The sequence below is a fragment of the Variovorax sp. JS1663 genome (assembly GCF_002157355.1).
Classification (GTDB): Bacteria; Pseudomonadota; Gammaproteobacteria; order Burkholderiales; family Burkholderiaceae_C; genus Variovorax.
Genome location: NZ_LYMK01000003.1, coordinates 60,440 through 77,131 on the forward strand (window position 1 = coordinate 60,440; position 16,692 = coordinate 77,131).

Below are 16,692 nucleotides of genomic sequence, written 5' to 3' on the forward strand. Positions count from 1 at the left end.
TCACTTGGCGACCACCACGGGCAGGGCGGCCTCGGTCTCGCCGGTGGCCGGCATCTCGCGGTTCATGTCCTGCCCGATCCACTTCTTGTAGAGCGCGTTCAGCTCGCCGCTGGCGATCTTGCGGGCGATGAAGTCGTTGATGTAGTTCACCCATTCGCGCTCGCCTGGGCGCACGGCGGCGCCCTGGAAGCCGCGCGCCAGCACCAGCTTGATGTCGTACTTGCCGGGGCCCGCGATCTGCGCGATCGAGCCGAGCTGCGTGTGCGCCGCGCCGGCCAGGTCCACCTGGCCCGACAGCAGCGCCTGCACGGCCGCGGCGTCGTCGTCGAAGCGCTGGATGGTCGCGCCGGTCTTCGCCTGCGTCACCGCCGAATCCTGCACGCTGCCGCGCGGCACGCCCACGCGCAGGCCCTTGAGCTCGGTGTAGTCCTTCACCGGCGCGAGCGATGTCTTGCCGATCAGCACGGTCTCCAGGTACGAGTAGGGGCGCGAGAACAGCACCACCTTCTGCCGGTCGGCCAGGATCGTAACCACCGCGGCCAGCACGTCGACCTGGCCCGTCAGCAGCGCCGCCGTGCGGTTGGCCACCGTCACCGGCGTGAACTCGGGCTTGACGCCCAGGTCCTTCGCCAGCATCTCGGCGAACTCGATGTCGTAGCCCGTCAGCTTGTTGCTCTTGTCGCTGAAGCCCCAGGGCACCTGGGCCACCTGCGCGCCGACCTTGAGCACGCCGGACTTCTTGATGTCGGCCACTTTCTGCGCCTGCGCGAGGCCGCCGAGTGCGAGCGCCATCGTCAGTGCGACGGCGGCGCGGCGGGTGAATCGTACGGTCATGGTGTGTCTCCTTTGAGTGAATGCGAAAAGCGGGTGCGGGAAGGAAATCAGCCGGCGACGGCGAAGCGCTTTTCCAGGCGCGCGCTGTAGCGCGACAGCGGAAAGCAGATCGCGAAGTAGCACGCCGCCACCAGCCCGAAGGCGAGCAGCGGCTTGTAGGTGATGCTGGACACCAGCTGGCCCGAGCGCGAGAGTTCGACGAAGCCGATGATGGCCGCCAGCGAGGTGCCCTTGATCAGCTGCACCAGGAAGCCCACCGTCGGTGCGAAGGACATGCGCAGCGCCTGCGGCAGCACCACGTGGCGCATGCGCGTCCAGTAGTCCAGGCCCAGCGCATCGGCCGCCTCGGTCTGCCCGCGCGGCACGGCCTGGATGCCGCCGCGCCAGATCTCGCCGAGGAAGGCGCCGGCATGCAGCGTCAGCCCCACGGCCGCGGCGATCCACACGTTGACCTTCAGCCCGAGCACCGGCAGGCCGTAGAACACCAGGAACAGCTGCAGCAGCATCGGCGTGCCCTGGAAGAAGTCGATGAACACGCCGGCCGCGATGCGCAGCGCCTTCACCGGCGCCGTGCGGGCCAGCGCCACGCCCAACCCGGCCAGCCCGCCGCCGAGGAAGGCGATGGCGGACAGCAGCAGCGTGGCCCAGAGCCCGCTCGCGATCACCCAGAACTCGGTCAGCGTGAACTCACGGATCATGGACGCCTCACTTGGTGGGATAGGAGAAGTACAGCCGGTCGATCGCCTTGAAGACGGTCGAGAAGATCGTCGACATCGCCAGGTAGAGCAGCGCCGCGACGATGTAGACCTCGAAGCTGCGGAAGGTGGCCGAGTCGACGTTCTGCGCCACCGAGGTCAGCTCCTCCGCGGAGATCGACGAGACGATGCTGGTGGTCAGCAGCAGCATCACGAACTGCCCCGCCAGTGCCGGGTAGACCGTGCGCAGCGCGGGCTTGAAGACGACGTGGCGGAAGGTCTGCAAGGGGCTCAGCCCGAGCGCGGCGCCGGCCTCGAACTGGCCGCGCGGGACCGACTCGATGCCGGTGCGGATGATCTCCGCCGAGAAGGCACCCAGGTTCAGGCTGAGTGCCAGCACCGCGGCCGTGTTCGGCGTGAGGCTGATGCCGAGCGAGGGCAGGCCGAAGAAGATGAACAGGACCTGGACCAGGAAGGGCGTGTTGCGGATGGTCTCGATGTAGGTCTCGGCCAGCCAGCGCAGCGGCGGGACCGAGGCGCGCTTGGCGAGCACGGTGGCCAGACCGACGGCCAGGCCGATCGCCACCGCGATGGCCGACAGGCGCAGCGTCAGCCAGCAGCCCTCTGCAAACTGCTCCCAGTGCGGCAGCAGCACGGCGAAGTCGAATCGGTAGTTCATGGTGTGGCTCTTGTCTCGTGAGCGATTTCTTTTTCGATCGATGCGGGCTGTCCCGGCGCCCGCGGCCCGCGTCGTCGCTAGCCGGTCAGCACGACCTGGCTTCCGGTCGCTGCCGCCTGCGTCACCGCCAGCGTGGCCTCCAGCGTGCGCAGGCCATCGAGTGCCGAGCAGACCGGCTCTTCCCGTCCCTCGATCAGGGCGGCGAAGTGGCGCATCTGCTCGACGTACGGGTCGCCGGTGTGCACGACGGTGCGTTCCACCGTCAGCGGGTCGTGCCAGCCCTGGGCCGCGCCCTGGTCCTGGCGATAGCGCCACAGCTCCAGGCGCGGCAGGGTCAGCGAGCCTTCCGTGCCCGAATAGAAATGCGCGTTGATGTCCTGCCGCGGGAAGCGCTCCGCCTCGCCGGCGCTCAGGTCCCAGTTCCACGGCGCGGCCGCGGTGTCCGACACCGTGACCGTGCCGAGCGCGCCGTTGCGAAAGCGCAGCAGCACCGCGGCCGTGTCCTCCACCTCGAAGCCGCGAACCGCGTTCGAGGCCAGTGCCTGCACTGCCTCGATCTCGCCGTAGAGGTGGCGCATCAGGTCGATGTCGTGGATCAGGTTGATCAGGATCGGGCCGCCGCCCTGCTGGCGGCGCCACGCCACGTCGAAGTAGTCGCGCGGCTTGAGCCAGGTGCACAGAACGGTCGCGCTCACCGGCCGGCCGAGCGCGCCGGCGCCGACGATCGCCTTGGCCTTGCGCATGATCGTGTTGTGCCGGCGTTGGTGGCCCACCAGCACCGGCAGGCTGGCGGCGCGCGAGGCCTCGCAGATGCGCCGCGCGTCCTCCAGCGTGTCGGCGATCGGCTTCTCGACCAGCACCGCGCAGCCGTGCTCGAGGCAGTCGACGGTGATCTGCGCGTGCGTCACGTTCGGCGTGGCGACCACCACGCCGCGCGGCTTCAGCTGCGCGAGGAGGCTGCGGTAGTCGGGAAAGCAGGGCACGCCGGCCGCGCGTGCGATCTCGGCGGCCGCAGGCGTCGGGTCGGCGATGCCGGCCAGTTCGACCCCGGGGCTGTTCAGCGCGCAGTCGATGTGGGTCCGGCCGATCAGGCCGGCGCCGATCACGGCGATGGGGAGTTTGCTCATGGGTCCTGCTGGGTGAGGGATGCGACTGGGGCGAAGTCTAGTAACAACGCACAGACATACAATCCTCATCCAGTTGACTCGGAATCAACGATTCGTTGATAAAGCCGCGATGGACCTGAAGGACCTGGAAGTGTTCTGCGAGGTGGCACGCCGCTCCGGCTTCGCGGCCGCCTCGCTGGAGATCGGCACGACGCCGGCGCACATCAGCAAGCGCATCGCGATCCTCGAATCGCAGCTGGGCGTGCGCCTGTTCCACCGGACCACGCGGCGGGTGGTGATCACCGAGGACGGCGAGCGGGCCTACCAGTGGGCCCAGCGCATCCTCAACGATGCGGACGCGATGTCGGAGGCCTTCAGCAGCGCCAAGAAGGAGCCCTCGGGGCAGCTGCGCATCGCGACCAGCCAGCGCCTGGGCCGCGAGCACGTGGCGCCGATCCTGTCCCTGCTCGGCAGGCGCCATCCCCGCCTCGAGGTCTGGCTCGAGCTGCTCGACCGGCGGGTGGACCTGATCACCGAGAACTTCGACCTCGACATCCGCGTGGGCGATCCGACCCAGCCGCACCTGATCGCGCAGCGCATGGTGGAGAGCCGCCGCATCCTGTGTGCCTCGCCCGAGTACCTGGCGCAGCGCGGCCATCCGCGCTCGGTGGCCGAGCTGGCCGAGCACGAGTGCCTGCTGTACCGCGAGCGCGACCAGCCCTTCGGCATCTGGCGGTTGATCGGGCCCAAGGGCATCGAGTCGGTCAAGGTGACCAGCCGCTTCAGCTCCAACCACAGCGACGTGGTGAAGGGCTGGAGCCTGGACGGCAAGGGCATCTGCCTGCTCTCGGTCTGGGACGTCGCGCAGCCCCTGCTCGACGGCCGCGCGGTGCGGGTGCTGCCCTCCCACCACGAGTCGGCGGACATCTGGGCCATGACCAGCACGCGCTCGGCCGGCTCGGCGAAGGTGCGGGTGTGCGTGGAATTCCTGAAGGAGCAGCTGGTGAGCGGGCCGCATGCGCTGAACACGGCCGCCGCCGGGTAGCGTGGCGGCTCAGCCGATGGCCTGGCGGGGATCACACTGGCGCCATGATCATCGACTGCCGCGGCCACTACACGACCGCGCCCAAGGCGTCGGAAAACTGGCGCAACCAGCAGATCGCGGGCATCGCCGACCCATCGCTGATGCGGTCGAGAAACGCGAGGCCAACGAGGCCGGCAAGCGCGAGCGCTTCACGGCCGGCGAGCTGGGCCTGGACATGTACGCGATGCGCGAGTCGCTGGCCAAGGCCGGCCTGCGCTACATCGAAACGACCCGAAGGACCAGCTGTCGGCCCTGCGCGACCACCTGGGCTGCGAGCGCAACGTGATCGTGCAGGCCACCTGCCATGGCGCCGACAACCGTGCGCTGGTCGATGCGCTTCAGTCGTCGCAGGGCCGGGCCCGAGGCGTTGCGACGGTGAAGCGCACGGTCAGTGAGTCAGCCGGTGCGCTCCGCAAAGGCGCGCACCTCGCCCGGCTTGCGCAGCATCTTGTCGACGTCCGCGGCGTGCAGCTCTTCGGCATGGATCATCTGCCGGGCGAATTCCTCCAGCGCCACCGAGCGGCCCTCGACCAGCGCGAGCAGTTGCCGGTACAGCCCGAGCGCGCGGCCCTCGGTCGCCAGCGACTCCTGCAGGATGGCCGCCATGTCGTGCTGGTGCGAATCGAGCAGCGGGCCGATGCCCAACGACGGATAGGCGCCGAGGGTCGTGATCCATTCCCCGACCTGCTGGGCATGGAGCAGCGATTCATCGGCCTGTGCCCGCAGCCAGGACACGATGGGGATGCGCGAGAAGCCGAACACCAGGAAGGAGTAGTGGGTGTAGCGCACCACGCCGGCCAGTTCCGCCTCCAGCAGGCGATTCAGGACATCGACGACCTGGTCCTTGTCGAGTGGGGACTGGGACATGGCGCACCTCCTGGGGTGATGGGCGCCGGCCGTGCGGCGCGGTGCAAGCCTTGCACGATCCGCGGGCTTGCGCAAGCCGTCCGGCGCCGCGCCCTTGTCAGGGAATGTTGCGCCGGCACGCCCGCGGTGCTTCAATGACCGGCTTTCCCCCCAGTGCACAGGAGGCTGCCATGGCATACGAAGCCCGCTACGTCTTCAAGCTGAACCCGGGCGCCGATCTGGCCGCCGTCGTGACGACGATGCAGCAGGGGGCCGCGCTCTGGCGCAAGCACGGCGCGGGCCGCCCGCAGCTCTGGGCCATCACCGCCGGCGAGCTGGGCAACTACGTGCTCAGCGTGCAGTTCGACAGTGCGGCCGACTTCGCCAAGGCCGTCGATCCCTTGTCCGCCGACCCGGAATTCCGCGCCTGGCAGGCGCACAACGCGCAGGCGGGCCAGATCAGCTGGGTGCGCAGCAACCACGCGCGCGAGGTGGCGCTGGACGGGTGATGCGCGGACTCAGGGCGCGGCTTCGCGCGCCGCACCTTCGCGCAGCAGGTGCTTCTCGAAGAAGGCGGTGATTCGCCGATCCACCTGCGCCATCTGGCTGCGGTCGAAGCCCGGCGGGTCGTTCAGCATGTCGCCGACGAGCCCCGTGAGCCCGGGCGGCGGCGGCGACAGCAGCGAGCCGTGACCGGCGCCGGGCAGGTCGGCGATGCGCTCGCAGGGCGTGCACGCCGCCACCACCCGGTCGCTGTGGAAGCGCGGGATCAGCCAGCGGTCCTGTCCCGCGGTGACCAGGCCCAGCGGCACGCGCGGCGTGGCCAGCGAGGCCATGTCGAAGTCGGCCGCGAAGGGCACGCCCGCCACCACCGCCGCCACGCGCGGGTCGGCATGCACGCGTGGCGTGTCGTCGTCGAAGCGCAGGCCGATCACCGTCCGCGCGGCCCAGAGCTTGAGGCCGTCCAGCCAGCCGCCGGTCAGCCGGGTGAACAGGCCGACGCAGGATTGGAAGTCTTGCGCCAGGTGGGCCTCGCAATGCCGCTTGAAGCCGCCCGGTGACCAGCGCCCGCCCGCCAGGCTCAGGGCCGTGTGGCCACCGGCCGACATGCCGTAGACGCCCACCTCGTCAAGCTGCAGCAGCGGCGCGAAGCGCGGGTCGCGGCCCACCGCGTCGATGGCGCGCGAGACCTCGGCCGGTCGCCGGACCCAGCTGTCGGGCCCCGGGTGGCCCGTGTCCCTGTAGTTGTCGCCGCGGTGCTCGGGCATGGCGACCACGAAGCCGGCCTCCACCAGGCGGCGCGCCAGGTCCGCGTGCACCGAGGGCGAGCCGCCCGAGCCGTGCGAGATCACCACCAGCCGGCCGTTGCCGCGCACGGGCTGGCCCTGCGGCGCCACCTGGAGTGTGAAAGGCCCGCGCCGGACCGTCTGCTCGGCGTCGCCGGACGGGTAGTACAGCGTGACCGGGCCGTCCTCGGCCGTCGCGGCGATCTCGCCGAGGCCCATGGCGGCCTGGGCCAGGCCGGAAAGCAGCATCGTCGTGGCTGCCAGCACATGCAGGAAACGCATCGTTCACTCCTCTTCTTGATCCGAAGGCCCCCTGCCCACGGTGATGCGGACGATGCCGCGGCGCGCCGGCCGCGTCTTGCCGAATGCGACGAAACGCATGTTTCGGCTCGCCGAATTCAGGAATCGGCCAGCTTTTCTCGCCGGTACTCGGTCGGCGTGAGGCCGGTGGCGGCCTTGAAGGCCCGGTTGAAGGGTCCGATGGACTGGAAGCCCGCCTCCAGCGCGATGCTCAGCACCGGCAGGCCGCGCCGCGCCGGATCGGCCAGCGCGGTACGCGCCTCTTCCAGCCGGAAGCCGTTGACGAAGGCGTTGAAGTTGCGGTGGCCCAGGCGCTGGTTGATCAGGCGCCGCAGCCGGTACTCGGGCGCGCCGACCCGCGCGGCCAGTCCGGCGACCGTCAGGTCTTCGGTGCGGTAGGCGCGCTCGACCGTCATGAGCCGATGCAGGGCCTCGGCCAGCGCCTGCTCGGCGGGGTCGGGCGCGGCGTCCGGGGCGTGGTCTTCCGTTTCGGCCTTCGCCGGCGCCGTGTCGGCGACCCGGGCCGCGCGCGCCGAGGGAAACAGCTCGGTGCCTGCCAGGCGCAGCATCCAGAGCGCAGTCGCCGCCACGATGATCAGCAGCATCGCCACGTCGATCGTCGCCATCGTGTCGGAGAGCCGGCCGCGCGGCGAGGCCAGCCGCGCCAGCAGCATCGCCAGCGTGTACGCCACGCCCGTCACCACGATGAAGGCGCGCAGGCGCCGCCGCCCCTCGACCAGGTCCGCGCGCCAGTGCGCTGCCGCCGCGATCGTGGCCAGCACCGCGAACAGCAGCGGCACGCCGCGCTGCAGGCCCATCGTGACCGGCGCCAGCACCGAGGCGCTGCCGGCCACCCAGGCGCAATTGACGCCCGCCAGCGCCGCGACCGCGAGCCAGGCCGCGGCATGCAGGGGCCTGAACGCGAAGTCGTCGTCGAACAGCGCCTGCACGAAGATCCAGAACAGCACCGCGTTGCCCACCGAGACGGCGACCAGCGGTGCCTGCCACAGGCGCGGCACGGTGTGCTCGAACAGCGGCGTGGAACTGATGACCTGCAGGGCCAGCCCCAGCATCATCGCCACCGCCGTGCGCGCGGCCGGAAGGCGCGGGCGGTCGCGCGCCAGCACGAAGGCCAGCAGCGCGAGCAGGGCCAGCAGCATGCCGCGCAGCGCGGCATCGAGGAGGAAGTTGGCGGGATTCATGCGGGCAGACCGGGCACGTGGGCGATCGTTCGCTCCGGCCGCGAGGGACGGTATCACGAGCCTCGTGACATCTTCACGCCAGCGCCCGCCTCGCGGCGGCGATGAACGGCTCGACGAAAGGGCTGTCCAGGTCGCGGCGCCGGCAGACCGCCACCTCGAAGCCTTCGTTCACGCCCTTGAGCTTGCGGAAGGCGACGCCCGGCGGGCGGCCGACCGCGGCGCACTCGGGGACCACGGCATAGCCCTCGCCGGCGAGCACCAGCGCCAGCGCCGCGTGCACGGTCTCCACGCGCTCGACCACCTGCATCGTCACCTGGTGCCGGCGCAGCAGCGCGGCCACCAGCGACATGTCCGCGTTCTCCTGGAAGGTCGGCAGGGCGATCAGCTTCTGGCCCTGGAGCCGCTCGATGGGGACCGAGGCCAGCCGCGCGAGCGGGGCGCGTGCAGGCATGGCCAGCCGCAGCGGCTGCGTGCCGACGATGGTGCTGGCCACTTCCGGGCGCTGGATCGGCGGCATGCACAGGCCGACGGAGACCTTGTGGTCGACGATGTGCGCCTCGTAAGTGACGGCACTCATTTCGACGAACTGCAGCTCGACGTCCGGCAGCGAACGGCGCAGGAGCGGGACGAGCCTGGGCAGCACGGCATAGCCCAGCGAGAACATGTAGCCCACCGCGAGCCGGCCGCGCCGGCCAGTGCCGATCGCGCGCGCGGCCTCGTAGCCGTCGTGCGCCAGGGCCAGCGCTTCGCGGGCCCGCACGAACAGGGCGCTGCCCGCGTCGGTCAGCCGCATCCCCGTCGATTCGCGCAGGAACAGCGGCGTGCCGACCTGGGCCTCCAGGTTGCGGATCTGCACGGACAGCGGCGGCTGCGCCATGTGCAGCCGCTGGGCCGCCTTGCCCACGCTGCGGGCTTCCGCCACGGCCACGAAGTAACGCAGGCTCTTGAGGTCCATGCCCATACGATTCCAGTATGAGTGAATTGTGAACGAGTATTGGACCGTGCCATCACCGGCTGGCAACCTTCGTCGCATGCCGGCTGAAGCCGCCGGCGCCCGAGAAAGGTAGCCTGGATGGCCGAGGAACTGTGCTTGTGGACTGCGGTGCGTCTGCGCGAGGCGATCGCGCGCCGCGAGGTCTCTCCCGTCGAGCTGACGCGGGCCGTGCTGGATCGCGCCGCGCGCCTGCAGCCGGGACTCAACTGCTTCATCACGCTGTGTGCGGACGAAGCCCTGCGCGACGCGAAGGCCGCCGAGCAGGCCGTCATGCGAGGCGAGCCTCTCGGGCTGCTCCACGGCATTCCCTATGCCTGCAAGGATCTCGTGAACACGAAGGGCGTGAAGACCACCTTCGGCTCGCTGCTGTTCGCGGACAACGTGCCGAGCGAGGACGCGGCGGCGATCACCCGGCTGCGACAGCAGGGAGCCATCCTCATCGGCAAGACCACCACCTCGGAGTTCGGCGCCAAGTGCCTGACCGACGCGCCCCTGTTCGGACGCACGCGCAATGCGTGGCATCCCGATCGCACGAGTGGTGGATCGAGCGGCGGTGCCGCAGTGGCCGTGGCGGCGGGGCTGGCGCCGATCGGTGTCGCGACGGACGGTGGCGGCTCCACGCGGATCCCGGCTGCCTGCAACGGCGTCGTCGGGCTGAAGCAGTCGATCGGCGTGGTCCCGCATTCGCAGGCGGAGGACGTCATCGGCAATCTCACCTACGTCACGCCCATCTCGCGCACGGTCGCGGACACCGCGCTCATGCTGCAGGCCATGGCGGGGGAGCATCCCTGTGATCCCTGGTCTGCGGGTGTCCGCGCGCAGGACCATCTCGAGGCGATGCGCGCCGTTGCTGACCTGCGCGGCAAGCGCATCCTGTTCGCGGGCATGCCGTCCGGCCGGCCGATCGCGTCGGACGTGGCGTCCTGTTTCGCGTCCTCGCTGCGGCTCTTGTCCGAACTGGGCGCGGAGACCACCGAGATGAAGACCACCTCGGCCTTCGACGTCGAGCCCCTCTGGCGCACCGTCAATCACACGGTCTGGAAGGCCCGCTTCGGAAGGATGGCCGAGGAGCGGCCGGAGCAACTGACTCCGTCCTTCCTCCAGCAGATCGCGCTCGCGAAGGACTACACGGCCGTCGACTACCAGCAGGCGAACTTCGCTCGCACGCGGCTCTTCCGGCATGTGCAGGACCTGCTGCGCGACAACGACTTCATCGCGGTCCCGACGCTGTCGCGCACGGCCGTCGCGATCGACCAGGACCTGTTCGGCCCGGTCGAGATCGACGGGCGGCGCTTCGACGAGCTGCGCCCGAACTGGTTCCCCTGGACCATGCCCTTCAACCTGACCGGTCATCCCGCCATCACCCTGCCTTGCGGCTTCGGCGAGGACGGGCTGCCGATCGGCCTGCAACTGGTGGGGCGCCTGCGCGGCGAGTCGGATCTTCTTGCCGCCGCGGCGGTCTTCGAAGCCGCGCGGAACATCGTTTCCCGCCGGCCGGACATGGAGGTGCATGCATGAATGCGATCAGGATGTTCCTTTCCGCCGCTTGGATCGCGGCCGTCGTTGCGGCCGGTCCGGCGCAGGCGCAGGCACTGGCTGGCGGCGCCAATCCGCTGCGGCTCATCGTCGGATTTCCTCCGGGCGGGGCGCTCGACATACTGGCGCGGGCGCTCGCCGAGCAGCTGCGCCTCGCCGGCGAGGAGCAGGTCATCGTGGACAACCGTCCCGGCGCTGCCACGCGCATCTCCATCGAACACGTGAAGCGGTCGGCGCCCAATGGCAGGACGGTGCTCCTGTCCTCCAACGCGCCGTTGATCATCTTCCCGATGACCTACCGGCAGCTGGCCTACGACGTCGACCGCGACTTCATCCCCGTGGCCCATCTCGCGGAGGTCCCCGTGGTGATATCCGCCGGCGCGGATCGCCCCTACCGGACCTTGCAGGAGTACGTGGGTTGGGTGCGCGCCAATCCGGCACAGGGCAACGTGGGGCTCACCTCGCTCGGTGGCCTGCTGCACTTCGCAGTCCTCGGCATGGGCAAGTCCATCAACGTCCCGCTCAAGCCGGTGGCCTACAAGGGCGGCGCGCCGCTCGTGACGGACCTGGTCGGCGGGCATGTCCCGCTGGCCATGGATGCCCTGGCCAGCCAGCTCGAACTCCATCGCGGCGGCAAGGTGCGCATCCTGGCGGTCTCCGGCACGCGCCGCAATCCCTCTCTGCCGGACGTTCCCACTGCGCGCGAGGCCGGCATCGATGCCTTCGAGCATGCAGGTGCCTCCTACAGCGCCTTCGTGCCCGCCGGCACCCCGCCCGACGTGGTGCAGCGCCTGGAGCACGCCTTCGTTGCCGCGATGCAGCAGCCGCAGGTCCGGGCCGCGATGACGCGCGCCGGCATGGAAGCCACCGGCCTTCCCGGCGCCGCCGTGGCCCGCGCGCTGAACTCGGAGCGCGAGTTCTGGCGTCCCCTGGTGCAGGCCTCGGGGTTCCGCAGTGAGGATTGACGGCGCCCTCGTGCCATGACACCGAAGGAGAGTTCCATGCGCGATTCGACCTCGAACACCGCAGCCTCCGTGCGCCGCAGCCTGAGCGCGGGCGCGGTCTGCCTGCTGCTTGCGTCAAGCCTGGTGCCGGGCGGCACGGCCACTGCCGCGGGCTATCCGGAACGCCCGGTCACGATCGTGTCCGCCTTCCCGGCGGGGGGCATCGTCGACGTCATCGCGCGTCGCCTCGCGCAGAACTTCTCCGAGCGCTTCAAGCAGAGCTTCATCGTCGAGAACCGGGTGGGTGCGGCCGGCAGCATCGGCTATTCGGCGGTGGCGCGGGCGGCTCCCGACGGGTACACGCTGGTCGTGGCCAGCGGTCCGACGACCATGGCACCGCCCGGCTCGGCGACAGCCTCCTGGCAACCGCAGACCGCCTTCAGCGCCATCGGCATGATCGGCACCATCCCGCAGGCCATCATCGCGAGCCAGGGCCTGCCGGCCCGCACCCTGCCCGAGCTCGTCGACGTCGCCCGGGCACGGCCAGGCCAGTTGAACTACGGCTCTGCCGGCGCCGGCACCACGCCCTTCTTCACGATGGAGCTGCTCAAGAGCCAGCAGAAGATCGACCTCACGCATGTGCCCTATCGGGGACAGCCGGAGGTCATGACGGACCTGGTCCGCGGCGAGATCGGCGTCACCGCGATGACCGTGCCCCTGGTGCTCCAGCAGGTGCAGTCCGGCAAGATCAAGGCGTTGGCGGTCACGTCACCCGCGCGGCTTGCATCGCTGCCCGAGGTGCCCACCGTCGCCGAGGCGGGAATGCCCGGGCTGGCCATTTCCAATTGGTTCGCGCTGATGGGGCCGGCCAAGCTGCCGCCGGACGTCGTCGCTGCGCTCGCGCGCGCCCTGTCGGACGCCCTGGCGGCTCCGGAGGTGCGGGCCGGCTTCGCGGAGCTCGGCCTGATCGTTCAACCCGCACCGCCTGACGAGACGCTGGGCTTCGTCCAGGCGGATCTCGCGCGCTGGATCGCGATGTCGCGATCGCTGGACGGCGACCCCCACCCCCTGAAGGAAACAAGGAAATGAACAGAGACTCCGCGCAACTTTCCGCGCACATGGTGCCCGAGGGCATGACCACCGACGAATGGCAACTGCGCTGCGAACTCGCGGCCTGCTTCCAGCTGACGGACCTCTACGGCATGTCGGACGTGGCCTCCACCCACATCTCCGTGATGCTGCCCGGCCCGGAGCACCACTTCCTCGTCAATCCGCTGGGCACCCTGTTCGACGAGATGACGGCCTCGGCCCTGCTCAAGGTGGACCTGGATGGGCGCGTCGTGGAAGGGGATCCGTCGCTGCTCAACCCGGCCGGCTTCATCATCCACAGCGCCATCCACATGGCCCAGACGGACCTGGTGTGCGTCATGCACAGCCACACCCGCGCCAACAACGCGATCGCGATGCAGGCGCAGGGACTGCGCCCGCTGAGCCAGAAGGCCTGCGTGATGCTGGACTTCCTCGGCTACCACGATTACGAAGGGGCGGCGCTCGACGAGGACGAGCGCGAGCGCCTGGTGCGCGACCTCGGCCCCGAAGGCCGCGTGCTGGTCCTGCGCAACCACGGCGCCCTCACGGTCGGCCGCAGCGTGGGCGAGGCCTTCTGCTGGATGCTGCGCCTGGAGACGGCCTGCCAGTACCAGATCGACGGGCAGGCCGGCGGCGTGCCTCTTCACGAGCTGTCCGAGGCCACCATCCTGCACACCCGCGCCCAGGGCCGCAGGCTGCTGGGGCCGGGCGGCGTCATCGAGGTCGGCAAGCTGGAGTGGCCGGGGCTGCTGCGCAAGCTGGAGCGAGAGCGGGGCAGCAGCTATCGGACTTGAGTGGAGGCTGTCAGCACGAAGGTGGTGTTGGCGTAACCGCGCATCAACGTCGATGCGCACTCAGACCGGTGCAGCTCCCGCAAGGTGTGGAGACCGGTCGCAACACTCGATCAGGAGCTCGGTGAGCACCCGAATCTTCCGTGCGGGATGCTGACCTGGCGGGCGGATGACATAGGCACCTGCCGGGGGCGGTGGATGACGTGTCATGACCGGCACCAGTGCCCCGGAGGCCAAATGCTCATGGGTGAGCCAATCGGGCAGGTAGGCGATGCCGAGTCCTGCCGTGGCGGCCGCGACCAGCGCTGTGCCGTTGTCGCTCTTGAAGCGCCCCTGCGGACGAACCGTGATGATCCTGTCGCCGTCCATCAGTTGCCAGGCCTCGGTTCCTTGCATGAGGGATTGATGGGCGGCGAGTTCCTCTGGGGTTTCCGGCGACCCATGCGCCTTGACATAGTCCGGGCTTGCGACCAGCTTCCCGTGGATGCGACCGATGCGTCTTGCGATCAAGCCGGAGTCCTGAAGATGGCCGACCCGTATCGCACAGTCGTAGCCCTCCGCAATGAGGTCGACGAAGCGATCGCTGTAGCAGGCCTGGATGTGGAGCCGAGGGTGGCGTCGTGCCATTTCCGCGAAGATCGGAGCGAAGTGGATCGGGCCGAAAGAAAGCGGCGCGGCGACGCGCAAACGGCCGCGAAGGTCGCCGGCGGGCAGGATCGCTTCCCTGGCCGCGTCGATCTCGGCGCAGACCCTGGCTGCATAGTCTCGCAATGTGGCCCCGGCTTCTGTGAGCGCCGCCCCGCGAGTGGATCGCGAAAGCAGCTGGACGCCGAATTCCGCTTCAAGCCGCGACAGGCGACGACTGACGATCGACTTGGCCACGCCGAGCCGAAGCGCAGCAGACGAGATCCCGCCTGCATCCGCAACCTCTACGAATGTCTGTAGCTCCTCGATGTCCAACTGAGCGTTCCTCTTTTCGCGACACAGCTCGCCGTGAAATGGTACTACCGCACCGAATCTGGGAACAACACAATGCGTCCAGGCAACGTTCCCGCCGGCGAACGTTTCCGTAGATCAACCCCGCTCAAAGCGGCAACAAAGGATGCATCAATGACTTTCCGCAACGGCCTTGCTTCGCTTCTTCGTCCAGAAGATTCGGTGCTTGTTCTGATCGACCACCAGCCTTATCAGCTCGCGAACGTGAACAGCCACGAACCGCAGATGGTGATCAACAACACGGCGGGGCTGGCGAAGGCCGCCAAGGCCTTCGGCGTCCCTACCATACTGACCACGGTGATCGCGGCCCGAGGCGGGCTCCTCTTTCCCCAGATTACGGACGTATTCCCCGGCCAGGAAGTGATCGACCGGACGTTCATCAACACCTGGGAGGATCGGAAGGTGGTGGACGCGGTGAAGGCGACGGGCCGCAAGCAGCTGGTCATCGCGGGCCTGTGGACCGAGGTGTGCGTCGCGATGCCGGCAATCCAGGCCCTCGGCGAAGGCTGGGACGTCACCGTGATCACCGATGCGTCGGGCGGTGTTTCGGTCGAGGCCCATGAGGTCGCCATCCAACGCATGATCGCGGCCGGCGCGAACATGATGACCTGGATGGCGCTCGCGGCCGAATGGCAGCGCGATTGGGCTCGGACCGAGCAAGCCGCTGCACTGACGGAAGTGATCACCCAGCATGCCGGCGGCAGCGGCATCGCCTTCCTGTGGGAGCAGCAGCTGCTCAACACGCCTGTGCCTGGCAACGCAGGATGATCTGAGCGGGGATGAAAGGTGCTTGCGCAGCGTCGCGCGAAGGCTGACAGCTTGTCGCCTGACCGCTGCCGCCGCGCCGCAGGCTAGAGGACGGAAAACGAGATCGTCTTCGCCACCGCATCGCGGATATGCCGGATGCGTTCCCGGTTGAGCCGCTCGGCCGCCTCGGCATCGCCTCGCGTGATCGCGTCCAGCAGCTTCTCGTGCTCATCGATGGCCGCTTCCATGCGTCCCGGCAGCAGCGCGGTGCGGCTGGCCGTCAGGCGCAGGCGGTTCTCGATCGCCATGACGTGCTCCGACAGGGTGGCGCTGCCGCAGCATTCCACCAGCACGCGCCGGAAGGCCAGCGCCTGGTCGAGGTAGGCGCCGACGTCGGCCTTGCGGGCGCTGGCGGCCAGCTGCTGCAGCAGCTTCTTCAGGCGCTGCAGGTGCAGGCTGTCCATGTGCTGCGTGGCCAGCCGGGCCACCAGCCCTTCGAGCACTTCGCGGATGTCCAGCAGCTCGATCACCTCTTCCGGCGAGAGCCGGGTCACCGTGACGCCGACAAAGGGCGTGCGGGTGACCAGCCGTTCCACCTCCAGCTGGCGGATCGCTTCGCGGATCGGCGTGCGGCTCACTTCGAGTTCGGCCGCGAGATCCTGTTCGGTGAGCTTCGATCCCGGCTTCAGCTCGCCGCTGAGGATGGCCGCGCGGATGCGCTCGCAGACCTGCTCGGCCGACAGGGGCTGGGGGCCTCGCGTTCTGAGCGCGGTGGACTTCACGGATGTCATGCAATCTTTATACAAGAGACGCCTGAGGCTTCATTCCTCGGCGTATTCGTGCGCGTTCGCGGGCATCTGCAGCACCAGCAGGTGCAGTCCGTCCGCGCCAGCCGTGCAGCCGGTGGCCTCCTCGCCCGGCGACAGGTAGCGGCTTTCCCACGTCTGCAGCCGGCCCTGCGGGGTCTCGAGCGCACCGGCCAGCACCAGCTGGAACTGGCCGGAGCCGCCGGGCTCCCCCGGCTCGACCGGCGCGAGGGGCGGCAGCTGCAATGCATAGGCTTCGAGATTGCCCTGCGGCGCGATCAGGGGGACCCGGCGTGCCGATGCCAGGCCGCGCAGCGCCTCCGGCGCCAGGGGTTCGTGCGTCGGGCCTTGCGCGTGCCGCCGCGGTCCTTGCCGCATCCGCTCCCGTGCCGCCGGCAGGAAGTTCGCGCCCGTCTCGAAGACCGCGCGGATCGTGAAGTAGCTCAGGCCCTCCGGTCCCGCCGCCAGCGGCCCGTAGCCCGTGAAGGCGCCCGCGTAGTGCACGGAGCCCGGGCCCACCGCGTGCCGGCCCAGCAGGCCGGAGCCGGCCTGGAAGACCTGGAACTGGTTCTGCATGTGAAAGTGTGGCGCCAGCACGGAACCCGGTGGCTGCTCCACGAGGAACACGGTGGGAGACAGGCCGGGGCCTCGGCCGCTTTGCATCCACTCGCTGCGATGAAAGCCGAAGCCGTTGTCCAGGACCCGGTGGTGCCGGGTTTCGTCCGCGAGCGCGGCGGATCCGAGTGTGATCATCGCG

The 16,692-nt window shown here is 69.5% G+C and carries 18 protein-coding genes and 2 pseudogenes; 9 read left to right on the forward strand and 11 right to left on the reverse strand.

Going from position 1 to position 16,692, the window contains the following annotated elements; translation table 11 throughout:
- From A8M77_RS03975 to A8M77_RS03990, 4 genes are all read right to left on the reverse strand, one after another.
- Positions 1-834, reverse strand: coding sequence for a transporter substrate-binding domain-containing protein (locus A8M77_RS03975; protein WP_086920263.1), 834 nt, complete (start codon positions 832-834; stop codon positions 1-3).
- Positions 835-881: 47 nt separating this feature from the next.
- Positions 882-1,529, reverse strand: coding sequence for an amino acid ABC transporter permease (locus A8M77_RS03980; RefSeq protein WP_443270254.1), 648 nt, complete (start codon positions 1,527-1,529; stop codon positions 882-884).
- A gap of 10 nt (positions 1,530-1,539) precedes the next feature.
- Positions 1,540-2,208, reverse strand: a complete 669-nt coding sequence (locus A8M77_RS03985; protein WP_086920265.1) for an amino acid ABC transporter permease — start codon at positions 2,206-2,208, stop codon at positions 1,540-1,542.
- Positions 2,209-2,285: 77 nt separating this feature from the next.
- On the reverse strand, positions 2,286-3,335 hold the full coding sequence (locus tag A8M77_RS03990) for a Gfo/Idh/MocA family protein (RefSeq protein WP_086920266.1): 1,050 nt from the start codon (positions 3,333-3,335) through the stop codon (positions 2,286-2,288).
- A 109-nt stretch (positions 3,336-3,444) separates the two neighbouring features.
- Here A8M77_RS03990 and A8M77_RS03995 point away from each other — a divergent pair, with 109 nt between their 5' ends.
- The 3 genes and pseudogenes from A8M77_RS03995 to A8M77_RS36730 all read left to right on the forward strand — a co-directional run.
- Positions 3,445-4,359, forward strand: coding sequence for a LysR substrate-binding domain-containing protein (locus tag A8M77_RS03995; protein ID WP_086920267.1), 915 nt, complete (start codon positions 3,445-3,447; stop codon positions 4,357-4,359).
- Positions 4,360-4,492: 133 nt separating this feature from the next.
- Positions 4,493-4,624: pseudogene (locus A8M77_RS04000) on the forward strand (4-carboxy-4-hydroxy-2-oxoadipate aldolase/oxaloacetate decarboxylase); the annotation flags it as partial.
- Between the two features lie 8 nt (positions 4,625-4,632).
- Positions 4,633-4,869 (forward strand): annotated as a pseudogene (locus A8M77_RS36730) (hypothetical protein); the annotation flags it as partial.
- Here A8M77_RS36730 and A8M77_RS04005 read toward each other — a convergent pair.
- Entirely contained in the window at positions 4,795-5,265 is a 471-nt protein-coding gene (locus tag A8M77_RS04005) for a ferritin-like domain-containing protein (protein WP_086920268.1), read from the reverse strand. The pseudogene A8M77_RS36730 and the gene A8M77_RS04005 sit on opposite strands and share 75 nt — an antisense overlap.
- A gap of 170 nt (positions 5,266-5,435) precedes the next feature.
- Here A8M77_RS04005 and A8M77_RS04010 point away from each other — a divergent pair, with 170 nt between their 5' ends.
- Complete coding sequence (locus tag A8M77_RS04010) at positions 5,436-5,753, forward strand: NIPSNAP family protein (protein WP_086920269.1); 318 nt, start codon at positions 5,436-5,438, stop codon at positions 5,751-5,753.
- 9 nt (positions 5,754-5,762) lie between these two features.
- On the opposite strand, the gene A8M77_RS04015 is transcribed toward A8M77_RS04010, so the two are convergent.
- From A8M77_RS04015 to A8M77_RS04025, 3 genes are all read right to left on the reverse strand, one after another.
- Positions 5,763-6,812, reverse strand: coding sequence for an alpha/beta hydrolase family protein (locus A8M77_RS04015; RefSeq protein ID WP_086920270.1), 1,050 nt, complete (start codon positions 6,810-6,812; stop codon positions 5,763-5,765).
- Positions 6,813-6,928: 116 nt separating this feature from the next.
- Positions 6,929-8,032 carry an AraC family transcriptional regulator gene (locus A8M77_RS04020; RefSeq protein ID WP_086920271.1) on the reverse strand — a complete coding sequence of 368 codons (1,104 nt, stop codon included), beginning with the start codon at positions 8,030-8,032 and terminating at the stop codon, positions 6,929-6,931.
- 73 nt (positions 8,033-8,105) lie between these two features.
- Entirely contained in the window at positions 8,106-8,987 is an 882-nt protein-coding gene (locus A8M77_RS04025; RefSeq protein WP_086920428.1) for a LysR family transcriptional regulator, read from the reverse strand.
- A 117-nt stretch (positions 8,988-9,104) separates the two neighbouring features.
- Between A8M77_RS04025 and A8M77_RS04030 the strand changes: the two genes are divergently transcribed.
- Genes A8M77_RS04030 through A8M77_RS04045 form a run of 4 tightly spaced genes read left to right on the forward strand, consistent with a single transcriptional unit; the run spans position 9,105 to position 13,389 of the window.
- Positions 9,105-10,544, forward strand: coding sequence for an amidase (locus tag A8M77_RS04030; RefSeq protein ID WP_086920272.1), 1,440 nt, complete (start codon positions 9,105-9,107; stop codon positions 10,542-10,544).
- Positions 10,541-11,527 (forward strand): tripartite tricarboxylate transporter substrate-binding protein, encoded by a 987-nt coding sequence (locus A8M77_RS04035; protein ID WP_086920273.1) that lies wholly within the window; start codon positions 10,541-10,543, stop codon positions 11,525-11,527. Before A8M77_RS04030 ends, A8M77_RS04035 begins: the two co-directional genes overlap by 4 nt.
- 36 nt (positions 11,528-11,563) lie before the next feature.
- On the forward strand, positions 11,564-12,595 hold the full coding sequence (locus tag A8M77_RS04040; protein WP_158100881.1) for a Bug family tripartite tricarboxylate transporter substrate binding protein: 1,032 nt from the start codon (positions 11,564-11,566) through the stop codon (positions 12,593-12,595).
- Positions 12,592-13,389, forward strand: a complete 798-nt coding sequence (locus A8M77_RS04045; RefSeq protein WP_202820601.1) for a class II aldolase/adducin family protein — start codon at positions 12,592-12,594, stop codon at positions 13,387-13,389. Before A8M77_RS04040 ends, A8M77_RS04045 begins: the two co-directional genes overlap by 4 nt.
- Before the next feature lie 60 nt (positions 13,390-13,449).
- On the opposite strand, the gene A8M77_RS04050 is transcribed toward A8M77_RS04045, so the two are convergent.
- Entirely contained in the window at positions 13,450-14,346 is an 897-nt protein-coding gene (locus tag A8M77_RS04050) for a LysR family transcriptional regulator (protein WP_086920275.1), read from the reverse strand.
- A 150-nt stretch (positions 14,347-14,496) separates the two neighbouring features.
- On the opposite strand from A8M77_RS04050, the gene A8M77_RS04055 reads away from it, so the two are divergent.
- Positions 14,497-15,150, forward strand: coding sequence for a hydrolase (locus tag A8M77_RS04055; RefSeq protein ID WP_086920276.1), 654 nt, complete (start codon positions 14,497-14,499; stop codon positions 15,148-15,150).
- Between the two features lie 83 nt (positions 15,151-15,233).
- On the opposite strand, the gene A8M77_RS04060 is transcribed toward A8M77_RS04055, so the two are convergent.
- Positions 15,234-15,920, reverse strand: coding sequence for a GntR family transcriptional regulator (locus A8M77_RS04060; protein ID WP_086920277.1), 687 nt, complete (start codon positions 15,918-15,920; stop codon positions 15,234-15,236).
- Between the two features lie 30 nt (positions 15,921-15,950).
- A complete protein-coding gene (locus A8M77_RS04065; protein ID WP_086920278.1) occupies positions 15,951-16,688 on the reverse strand; it encodes a hypothetical protein in 738 nt (245 codons plus the stop codon).
- Between the last annotated feature and the right edge of the window lie 4 nt (positions 16,689-16,692).